The 22,613-nt window shown below is 21.0% G+C and carries 18 protein-coding genes and 1 tRNA gene; 15 read left to right on the top strand and 4 right to left on the bottom strand.

The annotated features are described in order from the left end of the window. Positions 1 to 105: 105 nt before the first annotated feature. The 3 genes from GJT93_RS00670 (at position 106) to gyrA (ending at position 5,956) form a co-directional block, all read left to right on the top strand. A complete protein-coding gene (locus GJT93_RS00670) occupies positions 106 to 837 on the top strand; it encodes a Bax inhibitor-1/YccA family protein (RefSeq protein WP_168821703.1) in 732 nt (243 codons plus the stop codon). Between the two features lie 103 nt (positions 838 to 940). Then, complete coding sequence (gene mutS, locus GJT93_RS00665) at positions 941 to 3,331, top strand: DNA mismatch repair protein MutS (RefSeq protein ID WP_168821702.1); 2,391 nt, start codon at positions 941 to 943, stop codon at positions 3,329 to 3,331. 87 nt (positions 3,332 to 3,418) lie between these two features. Next, positions 3,419 to 5,956, top strand: coding sequence for a DNA gyrase subunit A (gyrA, locus tag GJT93_RS00660; RefSeq protein WP_168821701.1), 2,538 nt, complete (start codon positions 3,419 to 3,421; stop codon positions 5,954 to 5,956). A 37-nt stretch (positions 5,957 to 5,993) separates the two neighbouring features. On the opposite strand, the gene metK is transcribed toward gyrA, so the two are convergent. After that, positions 5,994 to 7,151: a methionine adenosyltransferase gene (gene metK, locus GJT93_RS00655; protein WP_168821700.1), complete on the bottom strand. Its 1,158-nt coding sequence runs from the start codon at positions 7,149 to 7,151 to the stop codon at positions 5,994 to 5,996. Positions 7,152 to 7,347: 196 nt separating this feature from the next. Here metK and tkt point away from each other — a divergent pair, with 196 nt between their 5' ends. The 4 genes from tkt (at position 7,348) to GJT93_RS00635 (ending at position 12,585) form a co-directional block, all read left to right on the top strand. Next, a complete protein-coding gene (gene tkt / locus GJT93_RS00650) occupies positions 7,348 to 9,360 on the top strand; it encodes a transketolase (RefSeq protein ID WP_168821699.1) in 2,013 nt (670 codons plus the stop codon). Between the two features lie 27 nt (positions 9,361 to 9,387). Next, positions 9,388 to 10,542 carry a phosphoglycerate kinase gene (locus GJT93_RS00645; RefSeq protein ID WP_168821698.1) on the top strand — a complete coding sequence of 385 codons (1,155 nt, stop codon included), beginning with the start codon at positions 9,388 to 9,390 and terminating at the stop codon, positions 10,540 to 10,542. Positions 10,543 to 10,608: 66 nt separating this feature from the next. Next, positions 10,609 to 11,688, top strand: a complete 1,080-nt coding sequence (gene fbaA / locus GJT93_RS00640) for a class II fructose-bisphosphate aldolase (RefSeq protein WP_168821697.1) — start codon at positions 10,609 to 10,611, stop codon at positions 11,686 to 11,688. 63 nt (positions 11,689 to 11,751) lie between these two features. Continuing rightward, positions 11,752 to 12,585 (top strand): mechanosensitive ion channel domain-containing protein, encoded by an 834-nt coding sequence (locus GJT93_RS00635; RefSeq protein ID WP_168821696.1) that lies wholly within the window; start codon positions 11,752 to 11,754, stop codon positions 12,583 to 12,585. Positions 12,586 to 12,621: 36 nt separating this feature from the next. Here GJT93_RS00635 and GJT93_RS00630 read toward each other — a convergent pair. After that, positions 12,622 to 12,695 (bottom strand) — tRNA-Asp (locus GJT93_RS00630). A 46-nt stretch (positions 12,696 to 12,741) separates the two neighbouring features. Continuing rightward, positions 12,742 to 13,464, bottom strand: a complete 723-nt coding sequence (gene dnaQ, locus GJT93_RS00625; protein WP_168821695.1) for a DNA polymerase III subunit epsilon — start codon at positions 13,462 to 13,464, stop codon at positions 12,742 to 12,744. Between the two features lie 38 nt (positions 13,465 to 13,502). On the opposite strand from dnaQ, the gene rnhA reads away from it, so the two are divergent. From rnhA to hisIE, 8 genes are all read left to right on the top strand, one after another. Continuing rightward, entirely contained in the window at positions 13,503 to 13,967 is a 465-nt protein-coding gene (gene rnhA / locus GJT93_RS00620; protein WP_168821694.1) for a ribonuclease HI, read from the top strand. 145 nt (positions 13,968 to 14,112) lie between these two features. Continuing rightward, the gene (gene hisG / locus GJT93_RS00615) at positions 14,113 to 15,012 is read left to right on the top strand and encodes an ATP phosphoribosyltransferase (RefSeq protein ID WP_168821693.1); all 900 of its coding nucleotides are present in this window, start codon (positions 14,113 to 14,115) and stop codon (positions 15,010 to 15,012) included. 5 nt (positions 15,013 to 15,017) lie between these two features. Further along, on the top strand, positions 15,018 to 17,405 hold the full coding sequence (hisD, locus tag GJT93_RS02290) for a histidinol dehydrogenase (RefSeq protein ID WP_211080475.1): 2,388 nt from the start codon (positions 15,018 to 15,020) through the stop codon (positions 17,403 to 17,405). An 18-nt stretch (positions 17,406 to 17,423) separates the two neighbouring features. Beyond that, a complete protein-coding gene (gene hisB, locus GJT93_RS00605; RefSeq protein ID WP_168821692.1) occupies positions 17,424 to 18,491 on the top strand; it encodes a bifunctional histidinol-phosphatase/imidazoleglycerol-phosphate dehydratase HisB in 1,068 nt (355 codons plus the stop codon). Beyond that, entirely contained in the window at positions 18,488 to 19,078 is a 591-nt protein-coding gene (gene hisH / locus GJT93_RS00600) for an imidazole glycerol phosphate synthase subunit HisH (protein ID WP_168821691.1), read from the top strand. Before hisB ends, hisH begins: the two co-directional genes overlap by 4 nt. 10 nt (positions 19,079 to 19,088) lie before the next feature. After that, positions 19,089 to 19,829, top strand: coding sequence for a 1-(5-phosphoribosyl)-5-[(5-phosphoribosylamino)methylideneamino]imidazole-4-carboxamide isomerase (locus GJT93_RS00595; RefSeq protein WP_168821690.1), 741 nt, complete (start codon positions 19,089 to 19,091; stop codon positions 19,827 to 19,829). Then, the gene (gene hisF / locus GJT93_RS00590) at positions 19,811 to 20,590 is read left to right on the top strand and encodes an imidazole glycerol phosphate synthase subunit HisF (RefSeq protein ID WP_168821689.1); all 780 of its coding nucleotides are present in this window, start codon (positions 19,811 to 19,813) and stop codon (positions 20,588 to 20,590) included. The genes GJT93_RS00595 and hisF overlap by 19 nt, the downstream gene beginning before the upstream one ends. Beyond that, positions 20,584 to 21,192: a bifunctional phosphoribosyl-AMP cyclohydrolase/phosphoribosyl-ATP diphosphatase HisIE gene (hisIE, locus tag GJT93_RS00585; RefSeq protein ID WP_168821688.1), complete on the top strand. Its 609-nt coding sequence runs from the start codon at positions 20,584 to 20,586 to the stop codon at positions 21,190 to 21,192. Before hisF ends, hisIE begins: the two co-directional genes overlap by 7 nt. Before the next feature lie 99 nt (positions 21,193 to 21,291). Here the strand turns inward: hisIE and hslU are convergent, their stop codons facing one another. Further along, the gene (hslU, locus tag GJT93_RS00580) at positions 21,292 to 22,611 is read right to left on the bottom strand and encodes an ATP-dependent protease ATPase subunit HslU (RefSeq protein WP_168821687.1); all 1,320 of its coding nucleotides are present in this window, start codon (positions 22,609 to 22,611) and stop codon (positions 21,292 to 21,294) included. Positions 22,612 to 22,613 lie beyond the last annotated feature (2 nt).

Raw genomic sequence — 22,613 nt, 5'->3', positions numbered from 1 at the left:
AATTAATATATTATATATTATAATATAATAATTTATAATTGAAATATTTTTAATATAAATTAATATTTATTTAAATAATTTGGTTAAATTTTAAAGGTAATATTTATGATAGAATATCCAAATTTTAAAAGTACTACTTTATTAAAAAAAGAAAAAAATTATTATATAAAAAAATACTTTAGAAAAGTATATGGTTGGATGTTTTGTGGTTTATTGTTAACTTCATTTGTTGCTTGGTATGTATCTAATACTATACAAATTACAAATTATTTATTAAATAATAAATATTTTTTATTAAGTATTTGTTTTATACAATTTATATTAGTTTTTACTATTTCTAATTTTATAAATCAATTATCTGGTAAAACACTTACTACTTTATTTATGTTTTATTCTTGTTTAACAGGATTTACAACAGCAGGAATATTTTCTATATATAATCAAAATGCTATTTTTACTGCATTTATGACTACATCTTTAACGTTTTTATCTATGTGTATTTGGGGTTTTATTACTAAAAAAGATTTAAGCCATCTAGGTAGTATAATTATTATGGGAATTATAGGAATATTATTTGCTTCTTTTATAAATTTATGGTTACAGAATAGTTTTGTAGAATCTGTAGTAAATTATCTTGGTGTAATTTTTTTTACATTAATTATAGCTTATGATACTCAAAAACTTAAAAATATTGCAAAAAAAATTAGTTTAAATGAACATGATAAAGATAATTTAAGAAGATACGCTATTTTAGGTGCTCTTATGTTATATTTAGATTTTATTAATTTATTTTTTGTTATATTACGTACTATTAGTAGTAGTGATGATGATAAATAATAATTTTTATAAAAAAATATATTTGAGATTTTTATATAAAAAATTTTTATTAGTATATTAAAACTAACAATTATTATACTTGAGAAAAATATAAATACAAAATATGACACCTATGATAAAACAGTATTTAAAAATTAAAAAAAAATATCCTAGTATTCTTCTATTTTATAGATTAGGAGATTTTTATGAAATGTTTTTTCAAGATGCTGAAAAAGCATCTAAATTATTAAATATTGTATTAACTAAAAGGGGAAAAATATATGGAAAACCCATACCAATGGCAGGTATACCAGTAAATAAAGTTGAAAATTATTTATCTAAATTAGTTAAATTAGGAGAATCAATAGCAATTTGTGAACAAATAGAACAAAAAAATTCATTATATAAAAAAAAAATTTTAGATAGAAAAGTTGTTCGTGTAATTACTCCTGGAACAGTAAGTGATGATATTTTATTAAAAAATTATGTCGATAATTTATTAGCTGCTATTTATTATGATGTAAAATTAGGATTTGGTTATGCAACATTAAATATTAGTTCTGGTGATTTTAGAGTTATAGAAAATCAGGATATTAATATAATTTCTGGAGAATTACAAAGAACAAATCCAACAGAATTATTATATCCAGAAAATTTTCATAATATGAATTTAATAAAAAAAATAAAATTTATTCAATGTAGACCATTATGGGAATTTGATATAGATATATCTCGAAAAAAATTAAATATGCAATTTGGGACTAAAAATTTAAAAGTTTTTGATATGGAAAATTCACTTTTAGCAATTAGAACAGCAGGTTGTTTACTTAAATATGTTCAAGATACTCAAAAAGTATATTTACCCCATATCAATAATATTTTTTTAGAACATCATAATAATGAAATTATTATGGATGAAAATACTCGTAAAAATCTAGAAATTATTAATAGTATTTCTGGTAATAGTAATACTTTAATAAAAGTATTAGATCATACTGTTACTAGTATGGGTAGTCGTTTATTAAAACGTTGGTTAAATAATCCAATCAGAAACATTAAAATTATTAAAAATAGACAAAAAAATATTTCCGTATTACAAAAATATTATTTAAAATTTAAAAAAAATTTATTAAAAATTAATGATATTGAAAGAATTATTGCCCGATTATCATTAAAATCTGCTAAACCAAATGATTTAGTTTCTTTAAGAAAAACATTAATTTATTTACCAAAAATTCATAAAATATTAAAAATTATAAATAATTGTGAAATAAAATTAAAATTTTTAAATTTAGGATTATTTTCTAAATTAAAAAATTTTTTAATAAAATCTATAAAAAAAAATCCTTCAATTTCTTTAAAAGAAGGTAATGTAATAGCTACTGGATATAATTCTTCATTGGATAAACTAAGAAAATTTTCTAAAGATTCTAAAAAATATTTATCTTCTTTAGAAGAAAATGAACGTAATTTATTAAAATTTAAAAAATTAAAAATAGGATTTAATACAATACATGGATATTATATTCAAATTAGTAAAAATTATAAATTAAATATACCAAAGAAATATATTCAGATTCAAACTTTAAAAAATTTTAATAGATATACAATACCTGAATTACAAGAATATCAAAAAAACATCTTGTATTCTAAAGAAAAAATTTTAACTTTAGAAAAAAAATTATATAATAAATTATTTGATTATATAAATCTTTTTTTAAAAAATTTACAACAGTTATCATTATATTTATCAGAATTAGATGTATTATGTAATTTAGCTGAACGTTCTTTAACTTTAAATTATAACTGTCCTATTATTGATGATAAAATAGGAATATCTTTAATTAATTCAAGACATCCTATTGTAGAAAATATTAGTGAATTACCATTTATACCTAATAATATATCTTTAACAAAAAAAAATCATATGTTAATAATAACAGGCCCAAATATGGGGGGAAAAAGTACGTATATGAGGCAAATTGCATTAATTATTTTAATGACTTATATAGGAAGTTATATTCCAGCTGATAAAGCTATTATAGGACCAATAGATAGAATATTTACTAGAATAGGATCAACAGACGATATTTCTTCTGGATTATCTACATTTATGGTAGAAATGATCGAAACAGCTAATATTTTAAGAAACGCAACAAATAAAAGTTTAGTTTTAATGGATGAAATAGGTAGAGGAACATCAACATATGATGGATTAGCAATTGCATGGTCTTGTGCAGAAAATATGGCTAAAAAGATTAAGTCACTTACTTTATTTGCAACTAATTATATTGAACTAACTAATTTAAAAAATACTAATAAATGTATAAAAAATATATATTTTGATGCAGTAGAATTAAATAATTCTATTGTTTTTTTATATAAAATTAAAAATGGTTCAATAAATAAAAATTATGGTTTATTTGTGGCATCTTTAGCAGGAATTCCTAAAGAAGTTATTAATCAAGCAAAAAAAAAAATTAAACAACTAGAACATTATAATATTTTAAACTAATTTTTAATAAATTAAAACATTAAATATAAATTTTCTTATTTTTTTATTAAAATTAATTTAATTAAAGTTTAAAGGATATTTATTTACATGAATTCTTTTGCTAAAGAAATAAAATTGATTAATATTGAAGAAGAATTAAAAAATTCTTATTTAGATTATGCAATGTCAGTTATAGTTGGTAGAGCTTTACCTGATGTAAGAGATGGATTAAAACCGGTACATAGACGTATATTATACGCTATGTATATATTAGGTAATACATGGAATAAATCTTATAAAAAATCGGCTAGAATAGTAGGAGATGTTATAGGTAAATATCATCCTCATGGTGATAATGCAGTATATGATACAATTGTAAGATTAGTACAATCATTTTCATTAAGATATCCATTAATTAAAGGACAAGGAAATTTTGGATCTATTGATGGAGATTCTGCTGCTGCTATGCGTTATACAGAAATTAAAATGTCTAAAATATCACAAGAAATTATTAATGATTTAGAAAAAAATACAGTAAATTATTTATTTAATTATGATGGAACAGAAAAAATTCCTGAAATAATGCCTACAAAAATACCTAATTTATTAATAAATGGATCATCAGGAATAGCTGTAGGTATGACAACTAATATACCTCCACATAATATTACAGAAGTAATTAATGGATGTTTAGCATATATTAATGATAATAAAATTTCTACAAAAGAGTTAATGAATTATATTACAGGTCCAGATTTTCCAACATCAGGTATTATTTATGGTATTAATGGTATTCAAAATGCTTACTCTACAGGTAAAGGTAAAATTTTTCTTAGAGGACGTACAAAAATTATTAAAAATCAAAAAAAAAATTATAAAACTATTATAATTTATGAATTACCTTATCAAGTAAATAAAGCTAAATTAATTAAAAAAATAGCTTTATTAATAAAAGAAAAAAAAATTCATGGTATTAAAACTTTAAGAGATGAATCAGATAAAGATGGAATTAGAATTTTAATTAAAATAAAAAAAGATATTTCAACTAAAATTATTTTAAATAATTTATATACATTAACACCTTTACAAACTACTTTTAGTATAAATATGGTTTCCTTATATAGGGGCGAACCTGTTTTAATGTCTTTAAAAAGTATTATTAAAGCATTTATTTCTCATCGTCGTGAAATAGTAATTAGAAGAACAAATTATCAAATTAGTAAAGACCGTAATAAAGCACATATTTTAGAAGGATTAATAGTTGCATTATTAAATATAGAAGAAATAATAAAAATTATACGTTCTTCTAAAATATCAGAAACAATTAAAAATAAAATTTGTATTAAATCTTGGAAAATACCAGATATATCACAATTATTTTTATTAAAAGAACAAAAAATCTTAAATAGTTATTTAAATAATTCTAATTTAGTTAAATTTAATCAAAGTTATCATTTTAGTAATAATCAAATAAAAGCTATTTTAGATTTAAAATTAAATAAACTAACAACATTAGAACATAAAAAATTATGTATAGAGTATCAAAATTTGATATATAAAATTTCTAAATTATTTAAAATTATTAATGATTATAAATATTTAATGAAAGTAATATATAATGAATTAGTTATGATTAAAAATGAATTTGGAGATAAAAGAAAAACTGAAATTATTCTAAATAAAAATGCACATATTATAGATATAAAAGATTTAATTGTTCATGAAAAAGTTATTATTACTTTATCTTATTATGGATATATTAAATATCATAAAATAAATGAATATCGTTTACAACATAGAGGAGGTAAAGGTAAATTAACTACTAAATTAAAAGAAAATGATTTTATTTATAAAATTTTAGTAGCTGATACTCATGATAATATTTTATGTTTTTCTAGTATAGGTAAAGTATATTGGTTAAAAGTATATAACATTCCTCAATCTAGTAGATTTTCTTTAGGAAAACCAATTATTAATTTAATTACATTACAAAAAAAAGAAAAAATTACTAATTTAATTATAGTAAACAAATATAAAAATACTTCTAATTTAATTATGGTAACCAAAAAAGGAATAGTAAAAAAAACTAATTTACAAAAATTTAGTCGTCCTAGATCTAATGGTATTATAGCAATAAAATTAAAAAATAATGATACTTTAATTAGTACTTCTATTTTAGATATAGAAGATAAAATTATGTTATTTACTTCTAAAGGGAAGGTAGTAAAATTTTGTGAAACAAAATTAAGATCTATGGGAAGAAATACAATAGGAGTAAAAGGAATTAATATTTTAAAACAAAAAAGTGATTTTGTTGTTTCATTAATTATTATAAAAAAATTATCTAGTGATAATATATTTACTATAACAGAAAATGGATATGGCAAATGTACAAATAATAAATTATTTCCTATAAGAAATAGATATACTAAAGGAATTTTATCTATGATAATTAATAAAAGAAATGGCTTATTAGTAGGAGCTTTAAAAGTTAAAAAAAATGATCAAATTGTTATCATAACTAATTTAGGTACATTAATACGTATTAATATATCTGAAATTGGTATTATAGGACGTAATACTCAGGGCGTTACTATAATTAAAACTAAACCTAATGAAACAGTTATAGGATTACAAAAGATTTAAATTTTTATATTTATAAAATATTAAATAAAATTTATTTTTATTTAATATTAAAAAAATTTTTAAATTTATTTATTTTATTTGTTTGTTCCCATGTAAAAATATTTCTTCCAAAATGTCCATATGATGCAGTTTTTTTATATATAGGTTTTAAAAGATTTAACATTTTAATTAAATTAAAAGGTCTTAAATCAAAATTTTCTTTAATAAATAACATAATATTTTTATCAGAAACTTTACTAGTACCAAAAGTATTTACCATAATAGAAATTGGTTTAGCAATACCAATAATATATGCTATTTGTATTTCACAATGTGAAGCTAATTTAGATGCAACTATATTTTTTGCTAAATAACGTGCTACATACGCTGCAGATCTATCTATTTTAGATGGATCTTTACCTGAAAAAGATCCTCCACCATGTCTAGCCATACCTCCATAAGTATCAACAATAATTTTTCTCCCTGTTAAACCACAATCTCCAAATGGTCCTCCTATTAAAAAACGACCACAAGGATTAATAAAAAATTTAGTTTGTTTATTAATCCATTTTTTTGGTAAAACTGGTTTAATAATTTCTTCCATAATAGCTTCTTCTAATTTTTTAGAAGATATTTCTTTAGAAATTTGCGTAGATAAAACAACTGAATCTATATTTATAATTTTATTATTTTTATATTTAAATGTAATTTGACTTTTTGCATCTGGTTCTAACCATGATAGAATTTTTTTCTTCCTAATTTGTGCTTGTTGATACATTAATTTATGTGCATAAAGAATAGGAGCTGGCATAAAAACATTAGTTTCATTATTAGCATATCCAAATACTAACCCTTGATCTCCAGCTCCTTGATTATACTCATTTAAATGAGATGTTATACCATTATTAATATCTTCTGATTGTTTACTAATAATATTTAATATTGTACATGTATCAGCATTAAATTTATTAATAGAATTATTATATCCAATTTCTTTTATAGTTTTTCTTACTATTTTTTCAATATTAATATTAGCTGTAGTAGTTATTTCACCTCCAATTAATACCATATTATTTTTAATATATGTTTCACATGCTACACGTGCATAAATATCTTGTTTAAGAATATTATCTAATATTGCATCAGAAATTTGATCTGCAATTTTATCAGGATGTCCTTCTGATACAGATTCTGAAGTAAATAAATATTCTGTCATTAATCTTATATCCTATAAATATATTTAATTATTTTAGTATATATTTTTTTTAAAATAAATATATATAAAATTAAAATTTTTAATTAATTAAAAATTTTAAAATTATAATGAATAGATTTTAAAACATTTTACGTATATATTTCTTTATATAAAGAATTTTTTATAAAATATTTTAAATTTAGGAATTATATATATTATGACTTCTAGAAAAGATATAGTTAATGCTATTAGATTTTTAAGTATAGATTCTATAGAAAATGCTAATTCAGGACATCCTGGAGCTCCTATGGGTATGGCAGATATAGCTGAAGTACTTTGGCGTAAATTTCTAAATCATAATCCTAATAATCCTCTATGGATAAATCGAGATAGATTTATACTATCTAATGGACATTGTGTAATGTTACTTTATAGTTTATTACATTTAACTGGATACGATTTATCTATTGATGATTTAAAAAATTTTCGTACATTATATTCTAAAACTCCTGGACATCCTGAATTTGGATGTACTCCTGGAATTGAAGCAAGTACAGGTCCTTTAGGACAAGGATTAGCAAATGCTGTAGGAATAGCAATTGCGGAAAAAACATTATCTGCACAATTTAATAGACCAAATTATAATATTATTAATCATTATACTTATGTATTTGTTGGTGATGGATGTTTAATGGAAGGTATTTCTCATGAAGTTTGTTCTCTAGCTGGTACATTAAAATTAAAAAAATTAATAGTATTATATGATAATAATAAAATATCTATAGATGGTAATATTAAAGGATGGTTTAATGATAATACACATCAAAGATTTGAATCTTATGGTTGGAATGTTATATCTAATATAGATGGACATGATTATAAAAGTATAGAAAAAGCTATTAAATTAGCTAAATCAGATATAAATAATAAACCATCATTATTAATTTGTAACACAATTATTGCTTTTGGTTCTCCTAATAAATCAAATAAAAATATTTCACATGGATCACCATTAGGTGAAAAAGAAATTTTACTAACAAGAAAATTTTTAAAATGGGATTATAAACCTTTTTATATTCCTTCACATATTTATAAAGCATGGAATGCTAAACAAATAGGTTATATAAAAGAAAAAAGATGGAAAAAAATATATAAACAATATTGTTCGAAATTTCCAATATTAGCAAAAGAATTTGAAAGAAGAATAAATAAAATTTTACCTAATAATTGGAATGAAAAAGTCAATAAATATATTTTACAATTAAATAATAATTTTTTATCTCTCTCAACAAGAGAAGCATCACAACATATTTTACAAAAATATTCGGTATTATTACCAGAATTATTAGGTGGTTCTGCAGATTTATCTAGTAGTAATTTAACTATTGTAAATAATTCTAAACCAATTAATAAATTTAGAGATGGTAATTATATTCATTATGGAGTAAGAGAATTTGGTATGACTGCGATATCTAATGGAATTTCATTATATAATGGATTTATTACTTATACATCTACTTTTTTAGTTTTTTCAGATTATTGTCGTAATGCCATAAGAATGGCTGCATTAATGAAAATTAGAAATATAATGATTTATACTCATGATTCTATAGGATTAGGAGAAGATGGACCAACACATCAACCAATAGAACAATTATCTAGTTTAAGATTAATACCAAATACAAATATTTGGCGCCCATGTGATAAAGTTGAAACAGCTATTGCTTGGAAAGTAGGTATAGATAATATAAAAAAACCAACTATTTTAATTTTATCAAGACAAATATTACCCATGCAAAGTAGAAAAAATAAAACTATATCATATATAGCCAATGGAGGATATATTTTACAAGATTGTAAGGATAAAAATCCTCAAATTATATTAATAGCTACTGGTTCAGAAGTACATTTAGCTATACAAGTATATAAAAAATTATCTAATTTAAAATATAAAGTTAGAGTTGTATCTATGCCTTCTACCGATATTTTTGATCAACAAAGTAAAAAATATCAAAATTATGTATTACCTAATAATATAAAATATAAAATAGCTATTGAAGCAGGATCTACAGATTTTTGGTATAAATATGTAGGATCAAATGGTAGAGTTATTGGTATCAATACTTTTGGATATTCTGCTGATGGAAAAAAATTATTTAATAAATTTGGATTTACTGTTGAAAAAATTTTTTTAAAAATTAAAAAAATTTTAAAATTATATAATGAATAAATTTAAAATGAAATAAGGATAAAATTTATGTTAAATATTTTAAATGTAAATATTAAAAATAAAATAATATTAATTAGATCTGATTTAAATGTACCAATAGATTCAAAAGGAAATATAATATCTGATATTAGAATTAAATTATCATTACCTACTATTAGGTATGCATTAAATCAAAATTGTAAAATTATTATATCATCTCATTTAGGAAATCCTGTTGAAGGACAATATAATCATTTATTATCTCTTAAAAAAATAAGTATATATTTAAGTAAAATTTTAAATTATAAAGTTATTTTAAAAAAAAATTATTTGGATGGTATAAAATTTAAAAATGATGAAATTATTCTTTTAGAAAATGTTCGCTTTAATATTGGTGAAAAAAGTAATAATGATATTTTATCTCAAAAATATGCATCTTTATGTGATATATTTGTTATGGATGCATTTGCAACTGCTCATCGTATTCATTCTTCTACTTATGGGATAATTAAATACGCTAAAAAATCTTGTGCTGGTTTATTATTAATAAATGAAATAAAAAATTTAAAAAAATTTTTAAAAAATCCTTTAAAACCAATAATTTCTATTATTGGTGGATCTAAAATATCAACTAAATTTAGAATTTTAAAAAAATTATCTAAAATATCAGATACAGTTATTGTAGGAGGTGGTATAGCTAATACATTAATTTCATTAAATCATAATATTGGTAAATCTTTATATGAACCTAATGCAATTTTATTAGCTAAAGAAATAATGGAAAAATATAAAAATATAATTATCCCAGTTGATTCTATTGTTAGTACAAATATGACAAATAATTCTTTAATAAAAATTAGAGAAATTAATAATATTAGAAAAAATGAAAAAATTCTTGATATAGGAAAAAAAACTATAAATATAATTCAAAATAAAATTAAAAAAGCTAGAACTATTTTATGGAATGGTCCAGTAGGTGTATTTGAGATAAAAAATTTTAGAAAAGGTACTGAAAGTATTATTAATGCTATTATTAATAGTAATTCTTTTTCTATTGTAGGTGGTGGAGATACTTTAGCTGCGTTAGAATTATTTAATGTTTTTGATAAAATTTCTTATATTTCTACAGGTGGAGGATCTTTTTTAAAATATATTGAAAATAATCAATTACCTGTTACTTCTTTATTAGAAAATATTTCATAACATATTAATATTATAGTTAAAATTATAAAATTTTATTAGAAAATTATAAAATATAAAGTATATATTATGTCTAAAATTTTAAATTATGTAAAACCTGGTGTAGTTGTTGGTTATGATGTACAAACTATATTTAAAATAGCTAAAGAAAATAATTTTGCTATACCAGCTATTAACTGTATAGGTACTGATTCTATTAATACTGTTTTAGAAACTGCAGTAAAAATGAAATCTCCAGTAATTATTCAATTTTCAAATACAGGATCTACTTTTATTGCTGGGAAAAAATTACAAATTATTAATCCTAGATTAGCTTCAGTAGTAGGTGCGATTTCTGGAGCTAAACATGTTCATAACATTGCTAAACATTATGGAATACCAGTAATTTTACATACTGATCATTGTCCTAAAAATAAGTTATTTTGGATTAATGATCTATTAGATGAAAATGAAAAATATTATTTAAGACATAAAAAATCTTTATTTTCATCACATATGATAGATTTATCAAAAGAATCAATTGAAAATAATATTAAAATATGTAGTTCTTACTTTAAAAGAATGTCAAAAATGAAAATGACATTAGAAATTGAATTAGGATGTACAGGAGGAGAAGAAGATGGTATTGATAATAGTCATTTAAATAGAAGATTATTATATACAGATCCTTATGATGTAAATTATGCATATGAAAAATTAAAATTAATTAGTTCACAATTTATTATTGCTGCTTCTTTTGGTAACGTACATGGAGTATATAAAACAGGTAACGTTCAACTATTACCTAAAATTTTAAAAAACTCACAGAAATTTATTAGTAATAAACATCATCTTAACAAAAACCCTATAAATTTTGTATTCCATGGAGGTTCTGGATCTTCAATAAAAGAAATTAGAGAATCTATTAAATATGGTGTTGTTAAAATGAATATTGATACAGATACTCAATGGGCAACATGGAAAGGTGTATTAAATTTTTATAAAAAAAATAAACTTTATTTACAAAAACAATTAGGTAATCCTGAAGGTTTAAACAAACCTAATAAAAAATACTATGATCCAAGATCATGGATTAGAGCATCACAAATTTCTATGAAAAAACGATTAGAAAGAACATTTAAAGAGTTAAATGCAATTAATATATTATAAAAAATAAATTGTTTAATTTATAAAAAAAAATACAAATTATTTTATACAATGGATTATTAAAATATGAATAAATTTACTAGTGTATTAGATTTTATAAAAATCTGGATATTTAAAAATAAAATTTTTATTTTATATCAATGTGAACATTTTATTTTAGCAGGTATGATTTTATTTTTTGGATTATGGGGTGTTAAATTCGGTACGAAAACTATTAGAAATGTATTTACTATAAGAAATATAGATCCAATTACTACTGGATTTCTTACAAATATTTTTAAATATAGTTTAATTATTTTTGTTTTAGTTAGTGCTTTAAGTAGTATTGGATTACAAACATCATCACTTTTTGCCGCATTCGGAACTATAGGACTAGTAATCGGTTTAGCATGGCAAAGTGCATTAGCAAATTTAGCGTCAGGATTATTAATTATTACTTTTCGTATTTTTAAAGTAGGAGATTATATTAACATAGGTAATGTTACTGGTAAAATTACTAATGTCGAAATTTTTTGTACTCTTTTTAAAACATTTGATGGAAGTATTATATCAGTCCCTAATGGTAAAATTTTAACAGAAAATATAGTAAATTTTTCTAAATCAAGTGAATATCGAAATAAAATTACTTTAAGTCTTTCAAGAGAATTAATACAAAATGATATAAATACAATTAAAAAGATTTTATTAGATACTATATCATTAAATGATAAAATAATAAAAAATTCTATTGTTAATGTTGTTATAGATGGCATTACTAATAGTTCTATTAATTTAAGTGTTTTTTTTTGGATGCATGATTTTATGAATAAAAAAGAGATATGTTCAGATTTAATAAATATTATTAAAAATAATTTAGAATTATATAATAAATCTTGTGTTCTATGGATTAATAACGACTAATATCTCTTATATTTTTATTCTAAAATCCTAAATATACGGTGCGAACGGGAGTTGAACCCGCGACCCTCGGCGTGACAAGCCGATATTCTAACCAACTGAACTATCGCACCATGTTTAACATTATAATATAATATAATATTATTATCAATATTTTTTTTATTTCCACAAAATAAAACCACATTTCTTTTTAATTAAATTTAATTTTAATTTATGTAGTTTTAATTCTTTATGAGAAGCTTTTATAATAATTAATGATTTTTTTGTTTTGAAAAAATTATTTAATTTATTATTAGTATTGTTATTTTTATTTAATAAATCTAATTTAAATTGACTTTGTTTGGAAGTCATATATAAAAAAACATGTGCTAATAATTTTGCATCTATTAAAGCACCATGTAGATTACGCATGCTTTTATCTATATTAAATCTTGAACATAAAGAATTTAATGAATTTCTTTTTCCAGGAAAAAGATTTCTAGCTATTTTTAAAGTATCTTTAATTATACAAATATCTTCAATTTTAGGTAAATTATTTTTTAATAATGATAATTCATAATTTAAAAAATCAATATCAAATTGTGCATTATGAATAATTAATTCTGATCCTTTAATGTAATTTATAAAATCATGTACTATATCAGCAAAAATTGGTTTTTTAAACAAAAATTTATTAGAAATACCATGAATATCAAATGCTTCTTTACTAATTATTTGTTGTGGATTTATATATTGATGAAAATAATTTTTTGTAATATTACGATTAATTATTTCTATCATTCCTATTTCTATAATACGATGTCCTAAATAATATGGAGGTAATGTATTCATTCCTGTAGTTTCTGTATCTAAAACTACTTGACGTATATTTAATTTTTTCATATTTGTTATATAAATAATATAAATTTTTTAAAAAAAATATGTATAAAAATATAAAAATTTTTACAGATGGTTCATGTATATATAATCCAGGTCCAGGAGGATGCGCTGCTATTTTACAATATCATAAATATGAAAAAATTGTAACTAATAGTTTTTTTTTAACAACTAATAATAGAATGGAATTAATGGCTTCTATTATTGCATTAGAATCTTTAAAAGAAAATTGTAATATTATAATTACTACTGATAGTAATTATTTAAAAGAAGGAATTACAACATGGATATATAACTGGAAAAAAACTAATTGGAAACGTAATAATAAAAAAAAAGTTAAAAATATTGATTTATGGAAAAGATTAGAATTATCTTTAGTTAACCATAATGTTGTGTGGAAATGGATAAAAAGTCATTCATCCCATTATTTAAATGAAAAATGTGATAAATTAGCTAGAATTTCAGCTAATAATCCTATAAATAAAGATTTAGGATACATAAATAAATAAAAATTTAAATATTTTTAATATTTATCTATAAAAATATAAAAAATAGTTGTTATTTTAATATAACTTCTTTAAGTTAAAATTAACAAATTCATTTTTAAATTAAATTTATGTTTGAAATTTAAATATTTTTATAAAGGTATTTAGTATGTTAGATCACAATCGTTTACGTATAGCTATACAAAAATCTGGTCGTTTAAGTAATGAAACTAGTAAACTTTTAAAAAGTTGTGGTCTTAAAGTTAATTTAAAACAACAACGATTAATATCTTTTGTAAAAAATATGCCAATAGATATTTTGAGAGTACGAGATGATGATATTCCTGGTTTAATTATGGAAGGAGTTGTAGATTTAGGTATTATAGGAAAAAATGTTTTAGAAGAAGAAGTGTTAAATAGATTATCTAAAGGTTATAATGCAAAATATATAATATTACGTAAATTAGATTTTGGTTTATGTAGATTATCTATAGCAATACCTATAAATAAAGATTATTTAGGATTGAATTCTTTACAAAATACTTGTATTGCAACATCTTATCCTAATTTATTAAAAAAATATCTTGATCAATATAATATTAAATTTAAATCTTGTATGTTAAATGGTTCAGTAGAATTAGCACCAAGAGTAGGTTTATCTGATGCTATTTGTGATTTAGTCTCTACAGGAGCAACATTAGAAGCTAATGGTATTAAAGAAGTAGAAGTTATATATAATTCCCAAGCATGTTTAGTACAACGTTATGATAAAATTTCAATTTTCAAACAAACAATCATAAATAAATTATTAAAAAGAATTAAGGGAGTTATACAAGCAAAAGTATCAAAATATATTACTTTACATATTTCAAGTAAAAAGTTAAAACAAGTTTTTACATTATTACCATATATACATAGTCCTACTATTTTACCTTTAATAGGAGAAACAGAAAAAGTTTCATTACATATAGTTTGTAACGAGATATTATTTTGGGAAAGAATAGAAAAATTAAAATTATTAGGAGCTAGTTCTATTTTAGTTTTACCTATTGAAAAAATTATGGAGTAATAATAATGAATATTATAAATAATATTATTTATTGGAATAATTGTAATAAAGATCATAAAAAAAAAATTTTATCTAGACCAATATTTTTAACGGACAAAATTATTAAAAATAGTGTAAAAAATATTTTAAAAAATGTTAAAAAAAATGGTGATAGTTCTTTAAAAAAATATAGTTTGTTATTTGATAAAATAAACATTGATAATTTACAAATTAGTAAAGAAAAAATATCTAATTCACAGTTTAATATAAACTGTGATATCAAAAATGCTATAAAAAATGCATATAGTAATATTTATAAATTTCATAAATCTCAAATTATAAAAAAAAAAATTATTGAAATAATTCCAGGAATATTTTGTAGTCAAATATTTCGTCCTATATCTAAAATAGGATTGTATATTCCTGGAGGAACATCTTCTTTATTTTCTACAGTATTAATGTTAGGTATTCCTGCACAAATAGCATTATGTCCAAATATTATTTTATGTTCCCCAGCTCCAATTTCTAATGAAATTTTATTTGCTGCTAACTTATGTAACATAAAAAATATATTTCAAATAGGAGGTGCTCATGCTATAGCAGCTATGGCTTTTGGTACAAAATCTATTAATAAAGTAGATAAAATTTTTGGTCCTGGAAATGTTTATGTTACAGAAGCAAAAAGACAAATTAATAATATTTTATCAAGTAAAACTTCTATAGATATGCCTGCTGGGCCGTCAGAATTAATGATTATTGCAGATGAATTATCAAATTATGAATTTATTATATCAGATTTATTATCACAAGCAGAGCATGGTTCTGATTCACAAGTATTTTTAATAACTACTGAAGAAAAAATTGCTAAATTAGTTCAAAAAAATATTTCTAAACAATTAGAAAAATTACCTAAAAAAAATATTATATTAAAATCTCTTAATAATAGTCATATTATAGTAGTAGATAATATTGATGAATGTATTAATATAGCAAATATGTATGCACCTGAACATTTAATTATTCAATGTAAAAATTATAAATATATTTTATCTAATATTAATAATGCAGGTTCTATTTTTTTAGGTAATTGGACTCCTGAATCAGTAGGAGATTATGCTTCTGGAACTAATCATGTTTTACCAACTTATGGCTATGCTTCTACTTATTCTTGCTTAAGTATTTCTGATTTTCAAAAAAAAATATATGTACAGAAACTAACACAGAATGGTTTATTAAATATTTCTTCTACAGTAGAAATTATGGCAAAAACAGAAAAATTATTAGGTCATAGTAATTCTATAACAATAAGAAAAAAATTTATAAATAAACAAAAACAAAAAATTAAAAATATTAATAAAATGATAAAAAAAAATATTCTAAATTTAATTCCATATCAATCAGCAAGATTATTATATAAGGAGAATATTAATAATAAAATTTTATTAAATGCGAATGAATCACCTATTATTTCATTATTTTCTACTAATAAAATATTAAATAGATATCCTGAACAACAACCCAAAACATTACTTAATGCTTATAGTAAATATACTAATTTAAATAATGAAAATATTTTAATTACTAGGGGTGCAGATGAAGGTATTGATATAGTTATGAGAACATTTTGTAATCAAAAAGACGATCAAATTTTATTTTGTTCTCCAACATATGATATGTATCGTGTTACAGCTAATATATTAAATATTAAATATTTAATTATTTCTAGTAAAAAAAATACTTGGGAAATAGATTTTGAAAATATTCAAAAAAATCTTAGTAATATTAAAATTATTTATTTTTGTAATCCTAACAATCCTACAGGAAATATTTTTGATAAAAATAAAATAATAAAATTATTTAAATTAATAAAAAATAAAATAATAATTGTTATTGATGAAGCATATATTGAATTTTGTATAGATCAAACTATGATTAATTTAATTAATAAATATGAAAATTTAATTATATTAAGAACTTTATCAAAAGCATTTGGATTAGCAGGTTTACGTTGTGGTTTTATTTTAACAAATAAATACATAATAAAAATATTATGTAAAGTTATAGCTCCATATCCTATATCTATACCAGTTTTAGATATAGCATTACAATCTTTAAATAAAAAAAATTTAATTATTATGAAAAATAATGTTAATAAAATAATACATAATAAAAAATGGTTAATAAATAAATTAAATAATTTAAAATTTATAAAATATATTTTTAAAAGTAAAACTAATTTTATATTAGTAAAATTTTATGATTCAAATATTATTTTTAATACTTTAAATAAAAATAATATAATTGTAAGAGATCAAAACCATGAAAAATTATTAAAAAATTGTTTAAGAATTACAATAGGAACATTTGATGAATGTAAAAAAATATTTTTTACATTACAAAAATATCTTAATTAATTTTATAAGAAAACATTTATGTTAAAAAAAATACTTTTTATAGATAGGGATGGTACTTTAATATCTGAACCTAAAAATAATTATCAAATTGATCATATTAGTAAATTATTTTTTGAAAAAAATGTTATTTTTACTTTATTAGAATTAAAAAAACTTTCTTATTCATTTGTTATGATAACAAATCAAGATGGTTTAGGTACAAAAAAATTTCCTTATGAATCTTTTAAAATTCCTCATAATTTTATGCTTAATATATTCAAATCACAAAATATTAAATTTGAAAATATTTTTATTTGTCCACATTTTTCTTATGAAGAATGTATGTGTAGAAAACCTAATATAACAATGTTAAAACAATATATAAATAATTCTTTAGATAAACAGAATAGTTATGTTATAGGAGATCGATTAACTGATATACAATTAGCTAATAATATTGGTATTAAAGGCATTTTATATAATAAAAAAACTTGTCATTGGTTAGATATTTTAGAGAAATTAACACCAGTAAAAAGATATGCTATAATAAGAAAAATAACAAAAGAAACAATAATATATATAGAATTATTTTTAGATAAAATTGGTAAAAGTAAAATTAATACTGGAATTAATTTTTTAAATCATATGATAGAACAAATAGCTATACATGGGGGTTTTATTTTAAATATTGATAGTAAAGGAGATTTATTTATTGATGATCATCATACAATAGAAGATATTGCAATTACTTTAGGGAAGGCATTTTCTAAAGCTATTGGTAATAAAAAAGGTATTAATAGATTTGGTTTTTTATTACCAATGGATGAATCATTAGCTCAATGTTCTTTAGATTTATCTGGAAGACCATATTTACAATATGATGTTCAATTTAAATATCAAAAAATTGGAGATTTGAGTACTGAAATGGTTAAACATTTTTTTTATTCTTTATCATATTCTATGTCATGTAATATATATTTAAAAGTAACTGGAGAAAATGATCATCATAAAATTGAAAGTTTATTTAAAGCATTTGCTTGTTCATTAAAACAGGCAATAAAAATTGAACATAATATTATTCCTAGTACAAAAGGAGTATTAGTTTGAAAATTATTATTATAGATACATCTTGTGGTAATTTTTTTTCCTTAAAATCTACTATAAAAAAGATAGGATTTAATTCAAAAATTACAAATAATAAAAATTTAATTTTAAATGCTAATAAAATTTTTTTACCTGGGGTAGGTTCTGCTAAATCTATAATAAAAAAATTAAAAAAAGATAATTTAATCACATTACTACAAAATTGTAAAATAGATATTTTAGGAATATGTTTAGGAATGCAAATATTAGGTAAATATAGTGAAGAAAATGGAGGTGTTTCAACTTTAGGAGTTATGAATTATTCTGTGAATTTAATAAATAATAAATATACACCAGTTCCACATATGGGATGGAATAAAGTTAATAGTATTATTAAATCACCATTATTTAACAATCTTGATCAAAATTCTTATTTTTATTTTTCACATAGTTATAATATATGTGTAAATAATTATACAATAGCGACTACTACTTATGAAAATATTTTTAGTTCTGTTGTTCAAAAAAAAAATTTTTTTGGTGTACAATTTCATCCCGAAAAATCAGGAATTAATGGTATTCAATTAATTAAAAATTTTTTAAAAATGTGAAATAATAAATATGATTATTCCAGCAATTGATTTAATAAAAGGTAAAGTAGTTAGATTACATCAAGGTAAATTTAATTTAAAACGTGAATATATATATGATCCTTTATCTTATATAAAGAAATGCATTAAAGAAAATGCTAAAAAAATTCATCTTATAGATTTAGATGGTGCAAAAAATCCTAATAAAAAACAATTAATTTTATTAAAAAAAATTTTTAAATATAATTTACCTTCAATACAAATTGGGGGGGGTATAAGATCTAATAAAGATATAGATTTTATTTTTAATTTAATTCCTAATTCTCAAATTATATTAGGTTCTATCATAATACAAAATTTTGAATATATAAAACAATTATTAAAAAAATATAATCCATTATCTATTATTTTAGCTTTAGATATAAAATATGATAAAAATAATAATAAAATTATTTTTATTAATGGATGGCAAAATAAAAGTAATATAATTTTTGAAGATATTATAGAAAAATTTTTACATTTAGGTTTTAAAAATATTTTATGTACTGATATTTCTAAAGATGGAACTTTTTTAGGACCAAATATAAGTTTATATAATGAAATTATAAAAAAATATCCTGAAATATTTTTACAAGCATCAGGAGGTATTTCATCTTTAAAGGATATTATCAATTTAAAAAAAATTGGAGTAAAAGATGTTATTATAGGGAGAGCATTTTTAGAAAAAAAATTTACTATTCAAGAGGCTAATTTATGTTGGCAAAAAGAATAATACCCTGCCTAGATGTAAAAAATAATATGGTAGTAAAGGGAAAACAATTTAAACATCATTATGTTATAGGTGATATTTTATCTTTAGCTCAAAGATATGATCAAGATGGAGCTGATGAATTAGTTTTTTATGATATTACTGCTTCAATAAATAAAAAATTAGTAAATAAAAAATGGATATCAGAAATTTCTAAAAATATTAGTATTCCAATGTGTGTAGCTGGGGGTATTAAATCTATTAATGATGCTGCTTCAATATTATCTTTAGGAGCTGAAAAAATATCTATTAATACTCCTGCATTAAATAATCCTATTTTAATAAAAAAACTATCACAATATTTTGGTAAACAATGTATTGTTGTAGGTATAGATTCTTGGTATAACATGAAAACTAAAAAATATTATGTTTATAAATATACTGGTAATCAAAAAAATATTCAAATAACTAATTGGGAAACATCAGAATGGGTAAAATATGTTCAAGAGTTAGGAGCTGGTGAAATAGTTTTAAATATGATGAATCAAGATGGATTATGTAATGGTTATGATTTAAAACAATTAAAAAAAATTCGTAAAATTTGTAAAATACCTTTAATTGCATCTGGTGGGGCAGGTTCTATGAAGGATTTTTATAATGTTTTTCATGAAAAAATAAATATAGATGGTGCTTTAGCTGCATCAGTATTTCATAAAAAAATTATTAATATTAAAAAATTAAAAAATTTTTTAAATAAAAAAAATATTGAGGTAAGAATATGTTAAATTTAGTAAATAATTTAGATTGGATTAAAACAAATGGATTAATTCCAACTATTATACAACATAAAATTTCTGGACAGATACTTATGCATGCTTATATGAATAAAGAATCTTTAATTACTACTTTAAAAACTAAAAAAGTTACTTTTTTTTCTAGAACTAGAAATAAAATATGGACTAAGGGTGAAACTACAGGAAATTTTTTATATGTTAAAAAAATTACAACTGATTGTGATAAAGACACAATTCTTATATTGGTTATTCCAATAAATTATACATGTCATTTAGACAAATATAGTTGTTTTAAAACAAAAATAATACCTGATTTTACTTTTTTATATTTATTAGAAAAAATTTTAGATAAAAAAAAATATTCTTCTACAGAATCTTCATATACTTATAAATTATACAAAAGTGGTATAAAAAGAATATCACAAAAAGTAGGAGAAGAAGCTATAGAAACTATTATAGCTGCAAATGATAATAATAAAAAAGAAACTATACAAGAAACAGCAGATTTAATTTATCATTTAATAATTTTATTAAAAATAAAAAATATTAATTTAAAAGATATTATTAGAATATTAAAAATTAGAAATTCTTAATTTATAGAAAAAAATTTACTGATTTAGATAATATTCTATAAACAAACAATTAAAAATTAAAATTTTAAAATTCTTAAATAAAAGTTTATATAATTATATTTATAAAATATATCTACTAATATCTTCATTAATAATGAGTGAATCGAGATGTTTACTAACATAATTTTCATCAATAATAATTGATTTATTATTATATTCATTAGCATTATATGAAATATCTGACATTAAATATTCAAGTACAGTATGTAATCTTCTAGCTCCTATATTTTCTGTTGTTTCATTAACTTTCCAAGCAGATTCTGCTATTTTTTTAATACCATTTTTAGTAAAAACAATATCTACTTTTTCTGTAGCTAATAAAGCTTTATATTGAACTGTTATAGATGCATTAGGCTCTATAAGAATTCTTTCAAAATCACTACTAGTTAGTGCTTTTAATTCTACTCTAATAGGTAATCTACCTTGTAATTCAGGAATTAAGTCAGAAGGTTTAGATATTTGAAATGATCCTGAAGCAATAAATAAGATATGATCTGTTTTAACCATCCCATGTTTTGTAGAAACTGTACATCCCTCTACTAAAGGTAATAAATCTCTTTGTACTCCTTCTCTAGAAATATCTGATGATACATTATTACTTCTTCGACAGATTTTATCAATTTCATCTAAAAAAACTATTCCATTTTGTTCTACTGCTTCTATAGCTTTTTGTTTAATATCTTCATTATTAACTAATTTATTAGCTTCTTCTTCTATTAATAATTTAATTGCATCTTTAATTTTTAATTTACGTTTTTTTTGTTTATTACTTCCTAAATTTTGAAATAAAGATTGTAATTGACTAGTCATTTCTTCCATTCCTGGGGGAGCCATAATTTCAATACCCATAGGAGTACTAGATAAATTAATTTCAATTTCTTGATTATTAAGTAACCCATTTTGTAATTTATCTTTTAGTTTTTTACGAATAGATTCAAGATTATCATTTTGATCCCAATTATTTTTATTAGGTATTAATACATTAAGTATTCTTTCTTCTGCCATTTGTTTTGCTCTATAACAATTTTTGTTAAAAGCTTTTATTCTTATCATTTTAATAGCAACATCAGTTAAATCACGAATGATAGAATCAACTTCTTTTCCTACATAACCAATTTCAGTAAATTTAGTTGCTTCTACCTTAATAAAAGGTGCATTAGCTAATTTTGCTAATCTACGTGCTATTTCTGTTTTACCTACTCCTGTAGGTCCTATCATTAATATATTTTTAGGTGTTACTTCTACTCTTAAATTTTCATCTAGTTGCATACGACGCCAACGATTTCTTAAAGCTATCGCTACTGCTTTTTTTGCACTTTTTTGTCCAATAATAAATTTATTTAATTCATTTACAATTTCTTTAGGAGTCATTTCAGACATAG

This window comes from Enterobacteriaceae endosymbiont of Donacia provostii, from assembly GCF_012570145.1.
GTDB lineage: Bacteria > Pseudomonadota > Gammaproteobacteria > Enterobacterales > Enterobacteriaceae.
This window is presented reverse-complemented; position numbering and strand designations above follow the sequence as displayed.